Origin of the sequence: Streptomyces sp. CY-1 (assembly GCF_047218265.1) — a bacterium.
GTDB lineage: Bacteria > Actinomycetota > Actinomycetes > Streptomycetales > Streptomycetaceae > Streptomyces > Streptomyces niphimycinicus.
On the sequence record NZ_CP178393.1, the window covers coordinates 7,827,435 to 7,841,886 of the forward strand.

The 14,452-nt window shown below is 72.6% G+C and carries 11 protein-coding genes and 1 riboswitch; of the genes, 4 read left to right on the forward strand and 7 right to left on the reverse strand.

Translation table 11 applies throughout. The features are described 5' to 3' along the window. Positions 1–22 precede the first annotated feature (22 nt). Positions 23–127, forward strand: a riboswitch (TPP riboswitch). The 3 genes from ACK1X7_RS33775 to ACK1X7_RS33785 all read left to right on the forward strand — a co-directional run bounded on the left by ACK1X7_RS33775 (position 123) and on the right by ACK1X7_RS33785 (position 3,943). Continuing rightward, positions 123–1,196: a thiamine ABC transporter substrate-binding protein gene (locus tag ACK1X7_RS33775; protein ID WP_413116070.1), complete on the forward strand. Its 1,074-nt coding sequence runs from the start codon at positions 123–125 to the stop codon at positions 1,194–1,196. (Overlaps the previous riboswitch by 5 nt.) Before the next feature lie 95 nt (positions 1,197–1,291). Next, positions 1,292–2,905, forward strand: a complete 1,614-nt coding sequence (locus ACK1X7_RS33780) for an ABC transporter permease (protein ID WP_385139356.1) — start codon at positions 1,292–1,294, stop codon at positions 2,903–2,905. Beyond that, positions 2,906–3,943 (forward strand): ABC transporter ATP-binding protein, encoded by a 1,038-nt coding sequence (locus tag ACK1X7_RS33785; protein WP_398160256.1) that lies wholly within the window; start codon positions 2,906–2,908, stop codon positions 3,941–3,943. A 97-nt stretch (positions 3,944–4,040) separates the two neighbouring features. Here ACK1X7_RS33785 and ACK1X7_RS33790 read toward each other — a convergent pair whose 3' ends face one another. The 5 genes from ACK1X7_RS33790 to ACK1X7_RS33810 form a co-directional block, all read right to left on the reverse strand. Next, the gene (locus tag ACK1X7_RS33790; RefSeq protein ID WP_413116071.1) at positions 4,041–5,138 is read right to left on the reverse strand and encodes an LOG family protein; all 1,098 of its coding nucleotides are present in this window, start codon (positions 5,136–5,138) and stop codon (positions 4,041–4,043) included. A 105-nt stretch (positions 5,139–5,243) separates the two neighbouring features. After that, positions 5,244–6,497, reverse strand: coding sequence for a hypothetical protein (locus tag ACK1X7_RS33795; protein ID WP_385139286.1), 1,254 nt, complete (start codon positions 6,495–6,497; stop codon positions 5,244–5,246). Next, positions 6,479–7,204 (reverse strand): ABC transporter ATP-binding protein, encoded by a 726-nt coding sequence (locus tag ACK1X7_RS33800; RefSeq protein WP_385139289.1) that lies wholly within the window; start codon positions 7,202–7,204, stop codon positions 6,479–6,481. Before ACK1X7_RS33800 ends, ACK1X7_RS33795 begins: the two co-directional genes overlap by 19 nt. A gap of 196 nt (positions 7,205–7,400) precedes the next feature. Beyond that, complete coding sequence (locus tag ACK1X7_RS33805) at positions 7,401–9,077, reverse strand: thiamine pyrophosphate-binding protein (protein ID WP_385139291.1); 1,677 nt, start codon at positions 9,075–9,077, stop codon at positions 7,401–7,403. Positions 9,078–9,181: 104 nt separating this feature from the next. Beyond that, a complete protein-coding gene (locus ACK1X7_RS33810; RefSeq protein WP_361495992.1) occupies positions 9,182–10,657 on the reverse strand; it encodes a sodium:solute symporter in 1,476 nt (491 codons plus the stop codon). 278 nt (positions 10,658–10,935) lie between these two features. On the opposite strand from ACK1X7_RS33810, the gene ACK1X7_RS33815 reads away from it, so the two are divergent. After that, complete coding sequence (locus ACK1X7_RS33815) at positions 10,936–12,480, forward strand: PucR family transcriptional regulator (protein WP_385139294.1); 1,545 nt, start codon at positions 10,936–10,938, stop codon at positions 12,478–12,480. A 54-nt stretch (positions 12,481–12,534) separates the two neighbouring features. Here the strand turns inward: ACK1X7_RS33815 and ACK1X7_RS33820 are convergent, their stop codons facing one another. Further along, a complete protein-coding gene (locus ACK1X7_RS33820; protein ID WP_216347596.1) occupies positions 12,535–13,896 on the reverse strand; it encodes an aspartate aminotransferase family protein in 1,362 nt (453 codons plus the stop codon). Between the two features lie 2 nt (positions 13,897–13,898). Next, positions 13,899–14,369 carry an Lrp/AsnC family transcriptional regulator gene (locus ACK1X7_RS33825; RefSeq protein ID WP_361499566.1) on the reverse strand — a complete coding sequence of 157 codons (471 nt, stop codon included), beginning with the start codon at positions 14,367–14,369 and terminating at the stop codon, positions 13,899–13,901. Positions 14,370–14,452 lie beyond the last annotated feature (83 nt).

The following is a 14,452-nucleotide window of genomic DNA, read 5'->3' on the forward strand; positions in this document are numbered from 1 at the left end:
AACCGAACATCCGTACAAATGAACATTCCGACAGGGGAGCGCTCAAAGCGCTGAGAGTGCGGCACGGCCGCAGACCCTCGGACCTGATCCGGGTCATACCGGCGTAGGGAGTCAGCATCACCATGAATAGCCAGCTTCGGCGTGCCATCTCAGCCGCCCTCCTCGGCTCACTGGCGTTGGGCGCGCTCGTCGGCTGCGGCGAGGATTCCAAGAGCGGCGCGGACTCCAAGACGGTCATCCTGGTCACCCACGACTCGTTCGCGGCCTCCAAGGCGGTCCTCAAGGAGTTCACCAAGGAGACCGGCTACAAGGTGCGCGTGCAGGCCGGGGGCGACGCGGGAGCCGCCGTCAACCAGGCGATCCTGTCCAAGGGCCACCCCCAGGGCGATGTGTTCTTCGGCGTCGACAACACCCTGCTCTCCCGGGCGCTCGACAACGACCTGTTCACCCCCTATACGGCCAAGGGCCTCGACAAGGTCCCGGCGGCCCTTCAGCTCGACCGGGCCGAGCACCGCGTCACCCCCGTCGACTTCGGCGACATCTGCGTCAACTACGACCGCAAGTACTTCGCCGACAAGAAGCTGGCGCCGCCCCGGACACTGGAGGACCTGACCAAGCCCGCCTACAAGAACCTCCTCGTCACCGAGAACGCGGCCACCTCGTCCCCCGGCCTCGGCTTCCTCCTCGCCACGGCCGCCAAGTACGGCGACGACGGCTGGAAGGGCTACTGGAAGAAGCTGCGGGCCAACGGCGTCGAGGTCGTGGACGGCTGGGAGCAGGCGTATTACGACCGCTTCTCCGGCTCGGCCGGCGGCGGCAAGGGCGACCGGCCGCTCGTCGTCTCCTACGCCTCCAGCCCGCCCGCCGAGGTGGCCGACGCCAAGACCAAGCCCGCCGAGGCCCCCACCGGGGTGGCGACGGGCACCTGCTTCCGGCAGGTGGAGTTCGCCGGGCTGCTGAACGGCGCGGGCAACACCAAGGGCGGCAAGGCGCTGCTGGACTTCCTGCTGAGCAAGCGGTTCCAGGAGGACGTCCCGCTGAACATGTACGTCAACCCGGCGCGCGAGGACGCCAAGCTGCCGGAGCTGTTCACCCGGTACGGGGTCAGGATCGGCGACTCGGCCACCCTGGCGCCGCAGAAGATCGCCAAGAACCGTGAGCCGTGGGTCAAGACATGGTCCTCGCTGGTCCTGTAGAGCCCCGCGAGAACCGTAAGACGGCCGACGGCCACCGTAAGGCCGACACGGCAGCCGGCGGCGGCCGTCGTGCGCTCGCCCTCCGGCTCGCCCTGATGGCGGTGCCGCTCGCCTTCTTCGCGGTCTTCTTCGCCTATCCCGTGGCCGCCATCGTCACCCGGGGGCTGCGCGTCGGCGGGCAGTGGCGGTTCGGCCGGATCGCCGAGGTGGTGAGCGATCCGGCGACGCTGGACGTCCTGTGGTTCACCTGCTGGCAGGCGGTCGCGTCGACCGCCCTCACGCTCGCGGTCGCGCTGCCCGGCGCCTATGTCTTCGCCCGCTTCGACTTCCCCGGCAAGGGGCTGCTGCGGGCCGTGGTGACCGTGCCGTTCGTCCTGCCGACCGTTGTCGCCGGATCCGCCTTCCTGGCCCTGCTCGGCCGGGGCGGGCTGCTGGACGAGCTGTGGGGGGTGCGCCTCGACACCTCCGTCTGGGCGATCCTCCTGGCCCATGTCTTCTTCAACTACGCGGTCGTCGTCAGGACCGTCGGCGGGCTGTGGGCCCAGCTCGACCCGCGCCAGGAGGAGGCCGCGCGGGTGCTCGGCGCGAGCCGGCTCTCGGCCTGGCGCCGGGTGACGCTGCCCGCGCTGGCCCCCGCCGTGGCCGCCGCCGCGCTGATGGTGTTCCTCTTCACCTTCACCTCCTTCGGCGTGATCCAGATCCTCGGCGGCCCCCGCTACGCCACCCTGGAGGTGGCGATCTACCGCGAGACCGCGCAACTGCTCGACCTGCCCACGGCCGCGGTGCTCACCCTCGTCCAGTTCGCCGCGGTCGCCGCCGTGTTGGCCCTGCACGCGTGGACCGTAAGGCGCCGGGAGAGTGCCCTGCGGCTCGTCGACCCCGGCCGCACGGCGCGCCGGCCGAAGGGACCGGCGCAGTGGGCGCTGCTGTGGGGCGTGCTGGCGGTGGTCGCGCTGCTGATCGTGACACCGCTCGCGGTGCTGGTGGAACGCTCGCTGAACGGCCCGGACGGCTACGGATTCAGCTACTACGAGGCGCTCACGTCGGCCGCCGACAGCGGAGGCACCTTCTTCGTGGCCCCCATGGAGGCCATCGGGAACTCCCTGCGATACGCGGCGGTCGCCACCGTCTTCGCCCTCGCCGTGGGCGGACTCGCTGCCGCCGCGCTCACCCGTAAGGCGGGCAGGCTGGTACGGGGCTTCGACGCGCTGCTGATGCTGCCCCTGGGCACCTCGGCCGTCACCGTGGGATTCGGGTTCCTGATCGCCCTCGACGAGCCCCCGCTGGATCTGCGTGCCTCCTGGGTCCTGGTGCCGCTCGCCCAGGCCCTGGTGGGCGTGCCCTTCGTCGTACGGACCATGCTGCCCGTACTGCGGGCGGTGGACCACCGGCTCCGGGAGGCGGCGGCCGTGCTCGGGGCGTCCCCGTGGCGGGTCTGGCGAGAAGTGGACCTGCCGCTGGTGGGACGGGCCGTGGCGGTCGCGGCGGGCTTCGCCTTCGCCGTCTCCCTGGGCGAGTTCGGCGCGACCGTCTTCATCGCGCGCCCCGACCAGCCGACCCTCCCGGTGGCCATCGCCCGCTTCCTGGGCCGGGCCGGACAGCTCACCTACGGGCAGGCGATGGCCCTGAGCACGATCCTGATGCTGGTCTGCGCCGGATCGCTGCTGGCGCTCGAGCGCATCCGCACCGACCGTTCCGGAGAGTTCTGAATGACGCTGCTGCGACTGGACGAGGTGACCGTAAGGTTCGGCCGGCGCGACGCGCTGGACGCCGTGGACCTGGAGGTCGCCGAGCACGAGACGGTCTGTGTGCTGGGCCCGAGCGGAAGCGGCAAGTCCACCATGCTGCGCGTGGTGGCCGGGCTCCAGTCCGCCGACGACGGCCGGGTGTGGCTCGCCGGACAGGACCAGAACGGGGTGCCCACGCACCGGCGCGGGGTGGGGCTGATGTTCCAGGACCACCAGCTTTTCCCGCAGCGGGACGTGGGCGGCAATGTCGCCTTCGGGCTGCGGATGCGCAAGGTGGGGCGCGCGGAGGCGGATCGCCGGGTCGCCGAACTGCTGGAGCTGGTGGGGCTGCCGGGCGCCCAGCGCCGCCCCGTCGACTCGCTCTCCGGCGGCGAGCAGCAGCGGGTGGCGCTCGCCCGCGCGCTGGCCCCGCGGCCCAAGCTGCTGATGCTGGACGAGCCGCTGGGCCAGCTCGACCGGGGGCTGCGGGAACGGCTGGTGGTGGAGCTCCGCGAACTCTTCGCACGGCTGGGCACCACCGTCCTCGCGGTCACCCACGACCAGGGGGAGGCGTTCGCGCTCGCGGACCGGGTGGTGGTGATGGACGACGGCCGGATCGCCCAGACCGGCACCCCGCTGGAGGTGTGGCAGCGGCCCGCCACCGAGTTCGTCGCCCGTTTCCTCGGCTTCGACAATGTGGTCGACGCGATCGTGGACGGCGAGGTCGCCGACACCCGTTGGGGCAAGCTGCCCGTTCCGCCCGGCTCCCGGCCGGGCCCCACCAGGCTGCTGGTCCGCCCGGCCGGGGTACGGCTGACGGACCCCGGGGAGGGGCTGGCGTGCACCGTGGAGACGCGCACCTTCCGCGGCGACCATGTGGCGCTCATCCTGCGGCTGCCGGACCCGGCCGCGCCGCCCCTGGAGGCGTCCTGCGCCCTGCGGGACGCTCCGGAGGCGGGGGCCCGGGTGGGGGTGGCCTTCGACCCGGCCGATGTGGTGCTGTTGGACGCCCAGGTCTGACGCCTGGGCTCGCGGAGGGGCCCGACGCCGGTGCTCCGGCGCGCGCTGGGCCCCGGGCGCGACAACGCTCGTGCGCAGGGGCCTCCTTGACGTCGGGTCAGCCCAGCAGCGACAGCAGCGCCTCGGGTGCCTCGTCCACCGAGTCCACCAGTGCGATACGGGCCTTCATGGACCGTCCCTCGGCGAGGGCTTCGAGCAGCGGCCAGGTGGGCAGCCGCCGGGTCCAGTGGTCGCGGTCCACCAGCACCATCGGGGTGGGCTCACCGCGCGACTCGTAGTAGTTCGGCGTCGCGTTGTCGAAGATCTCCTGGACGGTCCCGGCGGCGCCCGGCAGGAAGACCACGCCCGCGGTCGAGCGTGCCAGCAGCCCGTCCTCCCGGGTGGCGTTGGCGAAGTACTTGGCGATGTGCGAGGCGAACGCGCTCGGCGGCTCATGTCCGTAGAACCAGGTGGGGATGCCGACCGACGCCCCGCCGTCCGGCCAGCGTTCGCGCACCGCGAAGGCGGCCTCGGCCCACGCCCCGATGGACGGCCGGAACGAGGGCGTCTTGCCGAGCAGTTCGAGCGCCTCGTCCAGCATCGTGTCCTCGTGCGGGGCCGCGTAGGCGCCCAGGTTCGCGGCCTCCATCGCGCCCGGTCCGCCGCCCGTCGCGACCGTGAGACCGGTCCGCGCCAGGGCCCGTCCGAGGTACGCGGCGCCCGCGAACCCGTCGGAGCCGCGCTCCAGCGCATGGCCGCCCATGACGCCCACCACCCGCGTCCCGACGAGGAATTCGTCGAGCGCGTCGGAGATCGCGTCGTCGTGGATGGAACGCAGCATCGAGGAGAAGATGTCGCCGTCCGTCTTGGTCCGCTGGAACCAGGCGTAGGCGAGCGCGTCCGGCGTCCGCGCGTAACCGTGCTCCGTCAGGCCCTCGAAGAGCTGCGCGGGCGAGTAGAGGGTGCCGCGGTACGGATCGAACGGGAGATCCGGCACCGGCGGGAACACCAGCGCACCCCCGGCCCGGACCTTCGCGGCCGCCTCGGGCTCCATCGGGCAGCCGAGGAAGACCGCCTCGCTGGTGTCGGTGGAGAGGAGCGCGGCCGTACGGCTCGTCAGGTCCACGGACTGGACCCGGAACCCGGCCAGGGTGCCGCGGGCGACGACCTGGTCGAACTCCTCGATGGACTCTATTTCGCGGGCTGGTTCCTGCACGCCGACATGCTAATCACACCGGAGGTGGGGGGCTGTGGATTGCGGCAAACGTGACCGGGCCCCTTGGTCGCACAATCCAGGCATGGACACCAACACCCCGTATTTTCAGCGGCGGAACGGCATCGCCGTGAGATGCGCCACCACCCACGCCAGCGGCACCAGCAGTGCCAGCAGGGCCGTCGCGCGCAGCGCGGCCGCCGCGCGGAGCAGCCGGGTCGGGGCGCCGAGGCGGAGCAGCGCGGCCGTCGTGCGCTCGCGCGCGCTCCTCGCCTCCACGACCGCGGTCAGGGTGGTGGCCGCTGCGCACAGCGTGACCAGGGCCGCGCCCAGACCGGTGAGCGGGCCGAAGGCATGGGCGCCGGACGGCCCGGAGGCCCTTCCGTACAGCTCCAGGACGGTGTATCCGGCGGCGGCCAGGGCACACAGCGCGCCGACCGGACGTCCGATGAGACCGGCCTCCTGCTGGAGCATGCGCCCGGCGAGCAGCCGCAGCACGCCGGGCCGCCCGACGGCCAGCAGTCTGCCGCACAGATGGGTGAGGCCGGGCCCGGCCAGCACCAGCCCGAGCGCCGCCAGCACCCAGCCGCCCACTACACCGGGCGGGTTGCCGCCGAGCCGGCCCGGCACGGCGAGCAGGGCGTCGGGGTGCGGGGGCGCGTCACCGCTCGCGTATGCCTCCAGGGCGAGTCCGGCCGCGGTCAGGGCGATGCCCCATGGAAGGCCGGAGGTGGCCCGGTGGGGCCAGGGCGCGACCGGCCCCGTCACGACGGTGGGCGGGGCCGGGACCGCCGGGCGGCGGGCGCCCCGCGGTTCGCGGACCGGCTGGTGCCCGGCCCGCGGCTGCCGGGGCCACAGCCCGGCCGCACACGCCGCGCCCACCAGTACGGGGACGACGGCGAGCAGCGTCACGGTGCCGGCCAGGGGCAGCGGACGGCCGCCGCCGAGCTGCCGGCCGTCCGCCCCGCTTCCGGCCCAGTCCAGCCAGGAGCCGAGGTCGCCACGCAGATGCAGGAAGACCAGCAGCGCCAGCACACCGCCGAGCGCGCAGGCGGCGGCCATCGAGACCGCCGCGAGCAGTGCCGCACGGGCGGGGCCGAGCCCGGCCGCGGCGAACCCGGGGCCCGGCCCGGTGCTGGGGTCGGCGCGGCCCACGGCGACGGCCAGATGCACGGTCGCGGCCAGTGGCACCAGGCACCACAGCAGCCGCCCCACCGCGCCCTGCGAGTCGGCCGGATGGCCGGAGGCGAACCCGAGGGCGCTCAGCAGCAGAAAGCTCGCGCCCGCCGCCGCGACGGTGACCAGCGACCGTCGCAGCAGCACCGATGGGCGGGCACCGCGGGTCAGACGGAGGCTGAGCACGCGGCCCTGCCTTCCGCCTCGGAGGGGTCCGAGCCCACCCGGCGCCCGTCGAGCAGGGCGACGGTGCGGTCGGCGAGGGTGGCCATCTCCTGGTCATGGGTCGCGAGGACGACGGTGATGCCGTGGGAGCGGGCCGCCGAGGTGAGGGTGCGCAGCACCTGGGCGCGGTCGGCCTGGTGCAGCGGGGCGGTGGGCTCGTCGGCGAAGAGGACGCTCGGCCCGGCGGCCAGGGCACGGGCGATGGCGACTCGCTGGCGCTGGGACTGGAGCAGCGCGGCTGGCCGTGCCCGGGCGCATTCGCCGACATCGAGCCGGTCCAGCCACTCGCACGCGGCGCTCTTCGCGGCGCGCCGCCCGGTGCCGCGCAGCATCAGGGCGAGCGCGGCGTTCTCCCAGGCGGTGAGCTCGGGGACGAGATGGGGCTCGGTGCCGATCCAGCCGAAGTGGTCGCGCCGCAGCCGTTCGAGACCGAGCGGGGGGAGGCTGTGCACGGGGACGCCCTTGAACCACACCTCCCCGCCGTCCGGGACGAGTTGGCCCGCCAGACAACTGAGGAGGGTGGTCTTGCCGCAGCCCCGCGGACCGGTGACGGCGAGGATCTCGCCCTCTCGGGCGTCGAGGGAGACACCGAGGAGGGCGGGTGAGCCGCCGTAGGCATACGACACGGTGCGTGCCGCGAGCATCTCGTCGTCCGGCGGAGCCACCATCCCGAGCACCTCGCCTTACCTGCGATCGTCTCATTCCCCCGGTTGGGTGAACGAGCGTGAAGCCAATGGGTCACTGGCACGGTAAGGACTCGGGTGGGGGCCCGCGCCCAGGCTCGGCGCGGGTGGCCCCCATTTCCTCCGATCAGCCCTGATCGGGGTCGGGCTCCGATCAGCGCTGATCGGGGTCGGGCTCCGATCAGCGCTGATCGGGTCCGGGGCCCTCGTCGGCGCCGCCGTCGGCGAGCCGGTCGAGGTGGGTGGGCGCGAACATCCGCAGCAGCGCGGGCAGCACCACGACCGACGGCCCGGGGGCCGCGAGGGCGCCGGCGAGGTCCGCGCGCAGCCGCTCGGGTGTGGTACGGACCGCCGGGACGCCGAAGGACTCGGCCAGCGTGACGAAGTCCGGGCGGGACAACTCGGTGGCGGTCGCCTCGCCGAAGGTGTCCGTCATGTACTCGCGCAGGATGCCGTAGCCGCCGTCGTCCACGATCAGCCAGGTGACGGGGAGCCGGTACTGGTGGGCGGTGGCCAGCTCGGCGATCGAGTACATGGCGCCACCGTCGCCCGAGACGGCCAGCACCGGCCGGCCGGGATCAGCGGCGGCGGCCCCGAGGGCGGCCGGGAAGCCGTAGCCGAGACCGCCCGCGCCCTGCGCCGAGTGCAGGGCGCCCGCACGGGGATCGAAGGCCGACCAGGCCCAATAGGAGAGGATCGTCATGTCCCAGAAGCTGGCGGAGTCATCGGGTAGCGCGTCCCGCACCGCGCCCAGCACCCGCTGCTCCAGTTCCAGACCCTGCCCGTCGATCCGCTCCCGCACCCGGGTGAGCAGCCCGGCCGCGGCCTTGGCCGCCGTGCCCGGTGGGCGGGGCGTGACGGCCTCGGCGAGGGCGGCCAGCGCCTCGCGGGCGTCGGCGTGGATGGCGAGGGCCGGGTGGTTGGACTCCAGCTTGCCGAGGTCGGCCTCGATCTGGACCAGGCGGCCGCGCGGGCGGAACGTATGGTAGTTGGAGGAGAGTTCGCCCAGTCCGGAGCCGACCACCAGCAGGACATCGGCGTCCTCCAGGAACTCGGTGGTGTGCGCGTCCTCCAGCCAGGACTGGAGCGAGAGCGGATGGTCCCAGGGGAACGCGCCCTTGCCGCCGAAGGTCGTGGCCACGGGCGCGTCCAGCGCCTCGGCCAGCGCCCGCAGTTCCTGCCGTGCCCCGGCGCGCACCACGCCGCCCCCGGCCAGGATCACCGGACGCTCGGCGGCGCTCAGCAGCCTCGCGGCCTCCGCCGTCAGCTCGGGCCGGGGCGGCAGCGGCCGGGGTTCGGCGCGCAGGGAGGTCACCGGCGGCACGGAGACCGGTGCGAGCAGCACGTCCTGCGGGATCTCCAGCCACACCGGCCCGGCGGGGGCCTCCAGTGCGGACGCCCAGGCGGCGGCGACCGCGGAGGGGATCTGGGAGGCGGTACGGACCGTGTGGACGGACTTGACGACGTCGCGGAACGACGCCTTCTGGTCGACGAGTTCATGGAGATAGCCCTTGCGCCCGCCGCCGAGCCCCGCGGTCGGCACCTGGCTGCCGATGGCCAGGACCGGTGCGGAAGCCGCCGCCGACTCCTGGAGTGCCGCGAGCGTCATGAGCGCCCCCGGTCCGGTGGACACCAGCAACGGCGCGACCGTACCGGTGACACGGGCGAAGGCGTCGGCGGCGAACCCGGCGTTGTTCTCCACCCGCAGTCCCACATAGGTGAGCCCGGACCGCCGCAGCGCGTCGAACGCCCCGAGAGCGTGCTGTCCGGGAAGCCCGAACACGGTGCTCGCCCCGAGCGCGGTGAGGGACTCCACGACGAGATCGCCGCCGTGACGCGCGCGCTGTGCGGTGGGCATGGGTTGGTGCCTTTCTGACGGGGCGTATGGAGGCGCGGATGTATGGAGACGCGAATGAGGGAGGGGTAGGTATGGCGGTGCCGGTGTGGGGGCGTGAGGTGGTGTCAGGCGCCCGCGGTGGCCGGGCTGGCGGTCTCGGAGGCGGGGGCGGCCGGTTCACCGGCGAGTCGGCGCCGCCAGGCGTCGAGGATCGCCGCGTCGGTCGGCTTGGTGGCCAGGCTGACCGCCACATAGGCCACCAGCGAGGCCAGCAGCCCGAAGTAGATGGGCTCGTTGGCGAGGATGCCCTTCCACCCCATCAGCGCGATGACCGTAAGGCCGCCCACACCGACCGAGGCCAGGGCGCCCGCGCCCGTGCCGCGCTTCCACAGCAGCCCGCCGAGGATCGGCATCAGCAATCCGCCGACCAGCACGTTGTAGGCGACGGTCAGCGCCTCGACGACATTGTTGAGCGCGACCGATATGCCGATCACGGCGATGCCCATGATCAGGATGAAGACGCGGTTGCCGCCGACCTCGTCGTGGGAGCCACCGGAGGTACGGAGCGTACGGCCGCGCAGCCGGGCCCAGATGTCGTTGTTGGCCACCGTCGCGCAGGCGATGAGCGCGCCCGAGGAGGTGGACATCACCGCGGACAGCGCGGCGGCCAGCACCAGCCCCTTCACGCCCACCGGGAGGGAGTCCTTGACGATGGTCGCGAACGCGTCGTCCGGGGCGTCCAGCTTGGGGTACAGCACCCTCGCCGCCGTGCCGATGACCGCGCCCGCGACCGCGTAGGCCAGGCAGTACGTACCGGCCGCGGTGCCGCCACGGCGGGCCACCTTGTCATCGCGGGCGGTGAAGACCCGCTGCCAGATGTCCTGGCCGATGAGCATGCCGAAGGAGTAGATGAGCACATAGGTGAAGATGGTCTGGCCGCCGATGCCCATGGGGGAGAAGTAGCCATGGGGGAGTTCGGACTTCATCGCGCCGAAGCCGCCCGCCTTCACCACCGCGATCGGCAGCAGCAGGAGCAGCACGCCCACCGTCTTGACCACGAACTGCACCATGTCGGTGAGGGTGATCGACCACATGCCGCCGAGCGTCGAGTAACAGACCACGATCGCCCCGCCGAGCACGATGGCGATGACCCGGTCCAGGCCGAAGATCACATCGAAGATGGTGGCGTAGGCGATGGTCGAGGTGACCGCGAGCATCAGGGTGTAGCCCCACATCACGATGCCCGAGATCAGCCCGGAGGAGCCGCCGTAGCGCAGATCCAGCATCTGGCTGACCGTGTAGACCTTGAGGCGGGCGATGCGCGCCGAGAAGAAGACCGACAGCGCCAGCAGCCCCAGGCCGATGGCGATGACCATCCAGGCGCCGGAGAGCCCGTACTGGTAGCCGAGCCCGACGCCGCCGATGGTGGACGCGCCGCCGAGCACGATCGCGGCCATCGTCCCGGAGTACATGAACGGCCCCAGCCGTCGGCCCGCGACCAGGAAGTCGCTGGTGGACGTGGTGCGGCGCATCCCCCACCAGCCGAGCGCGAGCATGCCCGCGAGATAGACGACGATCACGGTGTAGTCGACAGCGGTCATGGCAGTGCTCCTCGGTCCGGCGGGGGTCGGGTAGCGGTCGGGAGGTCGGGCGAGCGGAGCCGCACGGGATCGGGGAGGTCCCGGCGATCCGCGGGGATCGGGTCGTGGGGCGTGCGGAAGTGCGGGGAGTGCGGGGGAGTACGGGGGAGTACGGGACGTGCGGGGAATGTGGGGAGTGACGGAGACCCTAGGTGTCGCCGGAGCGTCCGGGAAGTGTACGTTTCCTCCACTCCCGATCCCCGGGATGTACGAACCGTCCCCACGCGAGGCCCGCCGTGATGAACGACCGCGTACCCCCGACGGCCCCCGTCCCGCTCGCCACCCTCCTCGGCCACCCCGCTCTCGGGCTGCGGCAGGTCGCGGGGGCGTGCGAGGCGGACACGCCCGTGTACTTCGTCCACACCAGCGAGATGGAGGACCCCGTCCCGTATCTGCTGGGCGGCGAGCTGCTGCTCAGCGCGGGGGTGCACTGCCCGGAGGCGGCGGGCGCCGGCACCTACTGGGACCGCTATGTGGCCCGTACGGTCCAGGCGGGCGCGGCGGCGCTCGGCTTCGGCATCGCGCCGGTGCACGACACCGTGCCCCGCGCGCTGGTCGAGGCGTGCGACCGGCATGGGCTGCCGCTGGTCGAGGTGCCGCGGCAGACGACCTTCACCGCCGTCGCGAGTGCCGTCTGGGACGCGATGGCCGAGCGCCGCCACCATGAGCTGCGGAGCGTCACCGAGGCACAGCAGTCGCTGGCGACGGCCGCGGCGCGCCCGCACCCCGTACCGGCCGTGCTGCGGCAGCTCGGCCAGCACCTCGGGGCGTGGACGGTGCTCTACGGCCCGGACGGCGCTGAGCTGGCGGCCGCGGGCCCCCGGCCGCCGCGGGAGGCCCGTACGGCGCTCGCCGCGCTCGCGGCGCGGCTGCGCTCGGGCCCGTCCTCGGCGGCGGGCAGGGCGGCCGACGCCGCCGGTGAGGAGCTTCAGCTCACCGCGTACGGGCTGGGCGGCCCGGCCGGGCCGGAGGACCGGCTCGCGCTCGGGCTCTGCGCTCCCCGGCGGGACGGCGCGGACGGGGCGATCGTGGGGGTGGCCGTGGTGCTGCTGTCGCTGCTGACGGCGCGGCGGGTGGTCGGGGCCGAGGCCGAGCGCACGGCGGCGCTGGTACGGCTGATGCTCGGCGCCGAACCGGCACGGGTGGCCGGACTGCTGAGCCGCTCGCCGGGGCAGACGGGGACAGCCCCCGATTTGAGATCCGGGCCCCCGGAGAGCGGCGGGCTGTGGACCGTGGTGCACGGGCGGCGGCGCGGCCGCGGCCGGGATGACGGGCTGCTGGCCACGGCGGCGCTCGCGGCCGGGCTCGGGACGCCGCTGGTCGACCTCGACGGGGACGCCATGTGCGCCCTGGTGCCGGGCCAGGGGGAGGTGCGGGCGCAGCCCGGCTGGACCCTGGGCGTCGGGGCGCCCGTACCGGCCGCGGAGCTGCCGCGCGGCGGCGCCGACGCCGCCCGTGCGCTGCGGCGGGCCGTCGCCGAGCGGGTGCCGCTGGTGCGGCACGGACCGGCCCGCGCGGGCGGGGTCGGCTCGTTGGTGGACCCGGCCGAGGCGGGGGCGCACGGCCGGGCCCTGCTCGCGCCGCTCGACGGCGCACCGGCGCTGCTGGAGACGGTGCGGGTGTGGCTGTCGCTGCACGGAAGCTGGGACCGTACGGCGGTGGCACTGGAGGTGCACCGCAATACGGTCCGTCAGCGGATCGCCCGCGTCGAGGCCCTGCTGGACGTGGACCTGGGCGACGCGGACGTCCGGATGGAGCTGTGGTTCGCCCTCAAGTGGGCGTGAGCCTCAACATGGGCCTGAGCTTCGGTCAACTGGACCTGCCCAAGCGACCCACCGTCAGAGCTTGGTCCATGCCTCCGTCAGCACCGTCCGCAGGATCTGCTCGATCTCGTCGAAGAGCGCCTGGTCGGCGATCAGCGGCGGCGCCAACTGCACAACCGGGTCGCCGCGGTCGTCGGCCCGGCAGTACAGCCCGTTCTCGTACAGCGCCTTGGAGAGGAAGCCGTAGAGGATCCGCTCGGTCTCCTCCTCGTCGAAGGACTCCTTGGTGGCCTTGTCCTTCACCAGCTCGATGCCGTAGAAGAAGCCGTCCCCCCGGACATCGCCGACGATCGGCAGATCGTGCAGCCGCTCCAGCGTGGACCGGAACGCGCCCTCGTTGTCCAGCACATGCTGGTTGAGGCCCTCGCGCTCGAAGATGTCGAGGTTGGCGACGCCGACCGCGGCCGAGACCGGGTGGCCGCCGAAGGTGTAGCCGTGGAGGAAGGTGTTGTCGCCCTCGTAGAACGGCTCGGCGAGCCGGTCGGAGATGATGCACGCGCCGATCGGGGAGTAGCCCGAGGTCATGCCCTTGGCGCAGGTGATCATGTCCGGGACGTAGCCGAACTTGTCACAGGCGAAGATCGTGCCCAGCCGTCCGAAGGCGCAGATGACCTCGTCCGAGACCAGCAGCACATCGTACTTGTCGCAGATCTCGCGGACCCGCTGGAAGTACCCGGGCGGCGGCGGGAAGCAGCCGCCCGCGTTCTGCACCGGCTCCAGGAAGACCGCGGCCACGGTGTCCGGGCCCTCGAAGAGGATCTGCTGCTCGATCTGGTCGGCGGCCCAGCGGCCGAACGCCACGGGGTCGTCGCCGAAGATCGGGGCGCGGTAGATGTTGGTGTTGGGGACCTTGTGGGCACCGGGGACAAGCGGTTCGAACGGGGCCTTGAGCCCCGGCAGCCCGGTGATCGACAGGGCTCCCTGCGGGGTGCCGTGGTAGGCCACCGCCCGGGATATGACCTTGTGCTTGGTGGGCTTGCCGGTGAGCTTGAAGTACTGCTTGGCCAGCTTCCACGCGGTCTCGACGGCCTCGCCGCCGCCCGTGGTGAAGAAGACCTTGTTCAGGTCGCCGGGCGCGTAGCCCGCGAGCCGCTCGGCGAGCTCGACGGCCTTGGGGTGGGCATAGCTCCACACCGGGAAGAAGGCCAGCTCCTGGGCCTGCTTATAGGCCGTCTCGGCCAGCTCGACCCGGCCGTGGCCCGCGTTGACCACGAACAGGCCGGCCAGGCCGTCGATGTACCGCTTGCCCTTGTCGTCGTAGATGTACGTGCCCTCACCGCGCACGATCGTCGGCACGGGGGAGTTCTCGTACGACGACATGCGGGTGAAGTGCATCCACAGGTGGTCGTACGCCGTCTTGGAGAGGTCGGCGCTCATTGCTATCTCGTTCCCCAGGTATAGGTCTGCTTCCGGAGCTTGAGGTAGACGAAGCTCTCGGTGGAGCGCACACCGGGCAGTGTGCGGATCCGCTTGCTGATCATGTCGAGGAGGTGGTCGTCGTCCTCGCAGACGATCTCGATCAGGAGATCGAAGGAACCCGCGGTGACGACCACGTACTCGACCTCGTCCATGGCGGTCAGCGCGTCCGCGACCGGGTCGAGATCGCCCTCGACGTTGATGCCGACCATCGCCTGCCGCCGGAACCCCACGGTGAGAGGATCGGTGACGGCGACGATCTGCATCACGCCCTGGTCGAGCAGCTTCTGCACGCGCTGCCGCACGGCGGCCTCGGAGAGCCCCACGGCCTTTCCGATGGCGGCGTACGGCCGGCGGCCGTCTTCCTGGAGCTGCTCGATGATCGCCAGGGATACGGAGTCGAGGGTCGTGCCGTTCTTGTCAGGTGTGGCCACGACCCTCACTGTGCACGAGCCTCGCTCGTGTCGCAACCCTTCATCGATGAATTTCGTCGTTCAGGGGCCCTGAAAACACTGAT

Bases quoted from the DNA above. Each gene is read 5' to 3' on its own strand.
- ACK1X7_RS33810 (WP_361495992.1), bottom strand. From the start codon at position 10,657: ATGACCGCTGTCGACTACACCGTGATCGTCGTCTATCTCGCGGGCATG.
- ACK1X7_RS33800 (WP_385139289.1), bottom strand. From the start codon at position 7,204: ATGGTGGCTCCGCCGGACGACGAGATGCTCGCGGCACGCACCGTGTCG.
- ACK1X7_RS33775 (WP_413116070.1), top strand. From the start codon at position 123: ATGAATAGCCAGCTTCGGCGTGCCATCTCAGCCGCCCTCCTCGGCTCA.
- ACK1X7_RS33780 (WP_385139356.1), top strand. From the start codon at position 1,292: ATGGCGGTGCCGCTCGCCTTCTTCGCGGTCTTCTTCGCCTATCCCGTG.
- ACK1X7_RS33805 (WP_385139291.1), bottom strand. From the start codon at position 9,077: ATGCCCACCGCACAGCGCGCGCGTCACGGCGGCGATCTCGTCGTGGAG.
- ACK1X7_RS33820 (WP_216347596.1), bottom strand. From the start codon at position 13,896: ATGAGCGCCGACCTCTCCAAGACGGCGTACGACCACCTGTGGATGCAC.
- ACK1X7_RS33815 (WP_385139294.1), top strand. From the start codon at position 10,936: ATGAACGACCGCGTACCCCCGACGGCCCCCGTCCCGCTCGCCACCCTC.
- ACK1X7_RS33785 (WP_398160256.1), top strand. From the start codon at position 2,906: ATGACGCTGCTGCGACTGGACGAGGTGACCGTAAGGTTCGGCCGGCGC.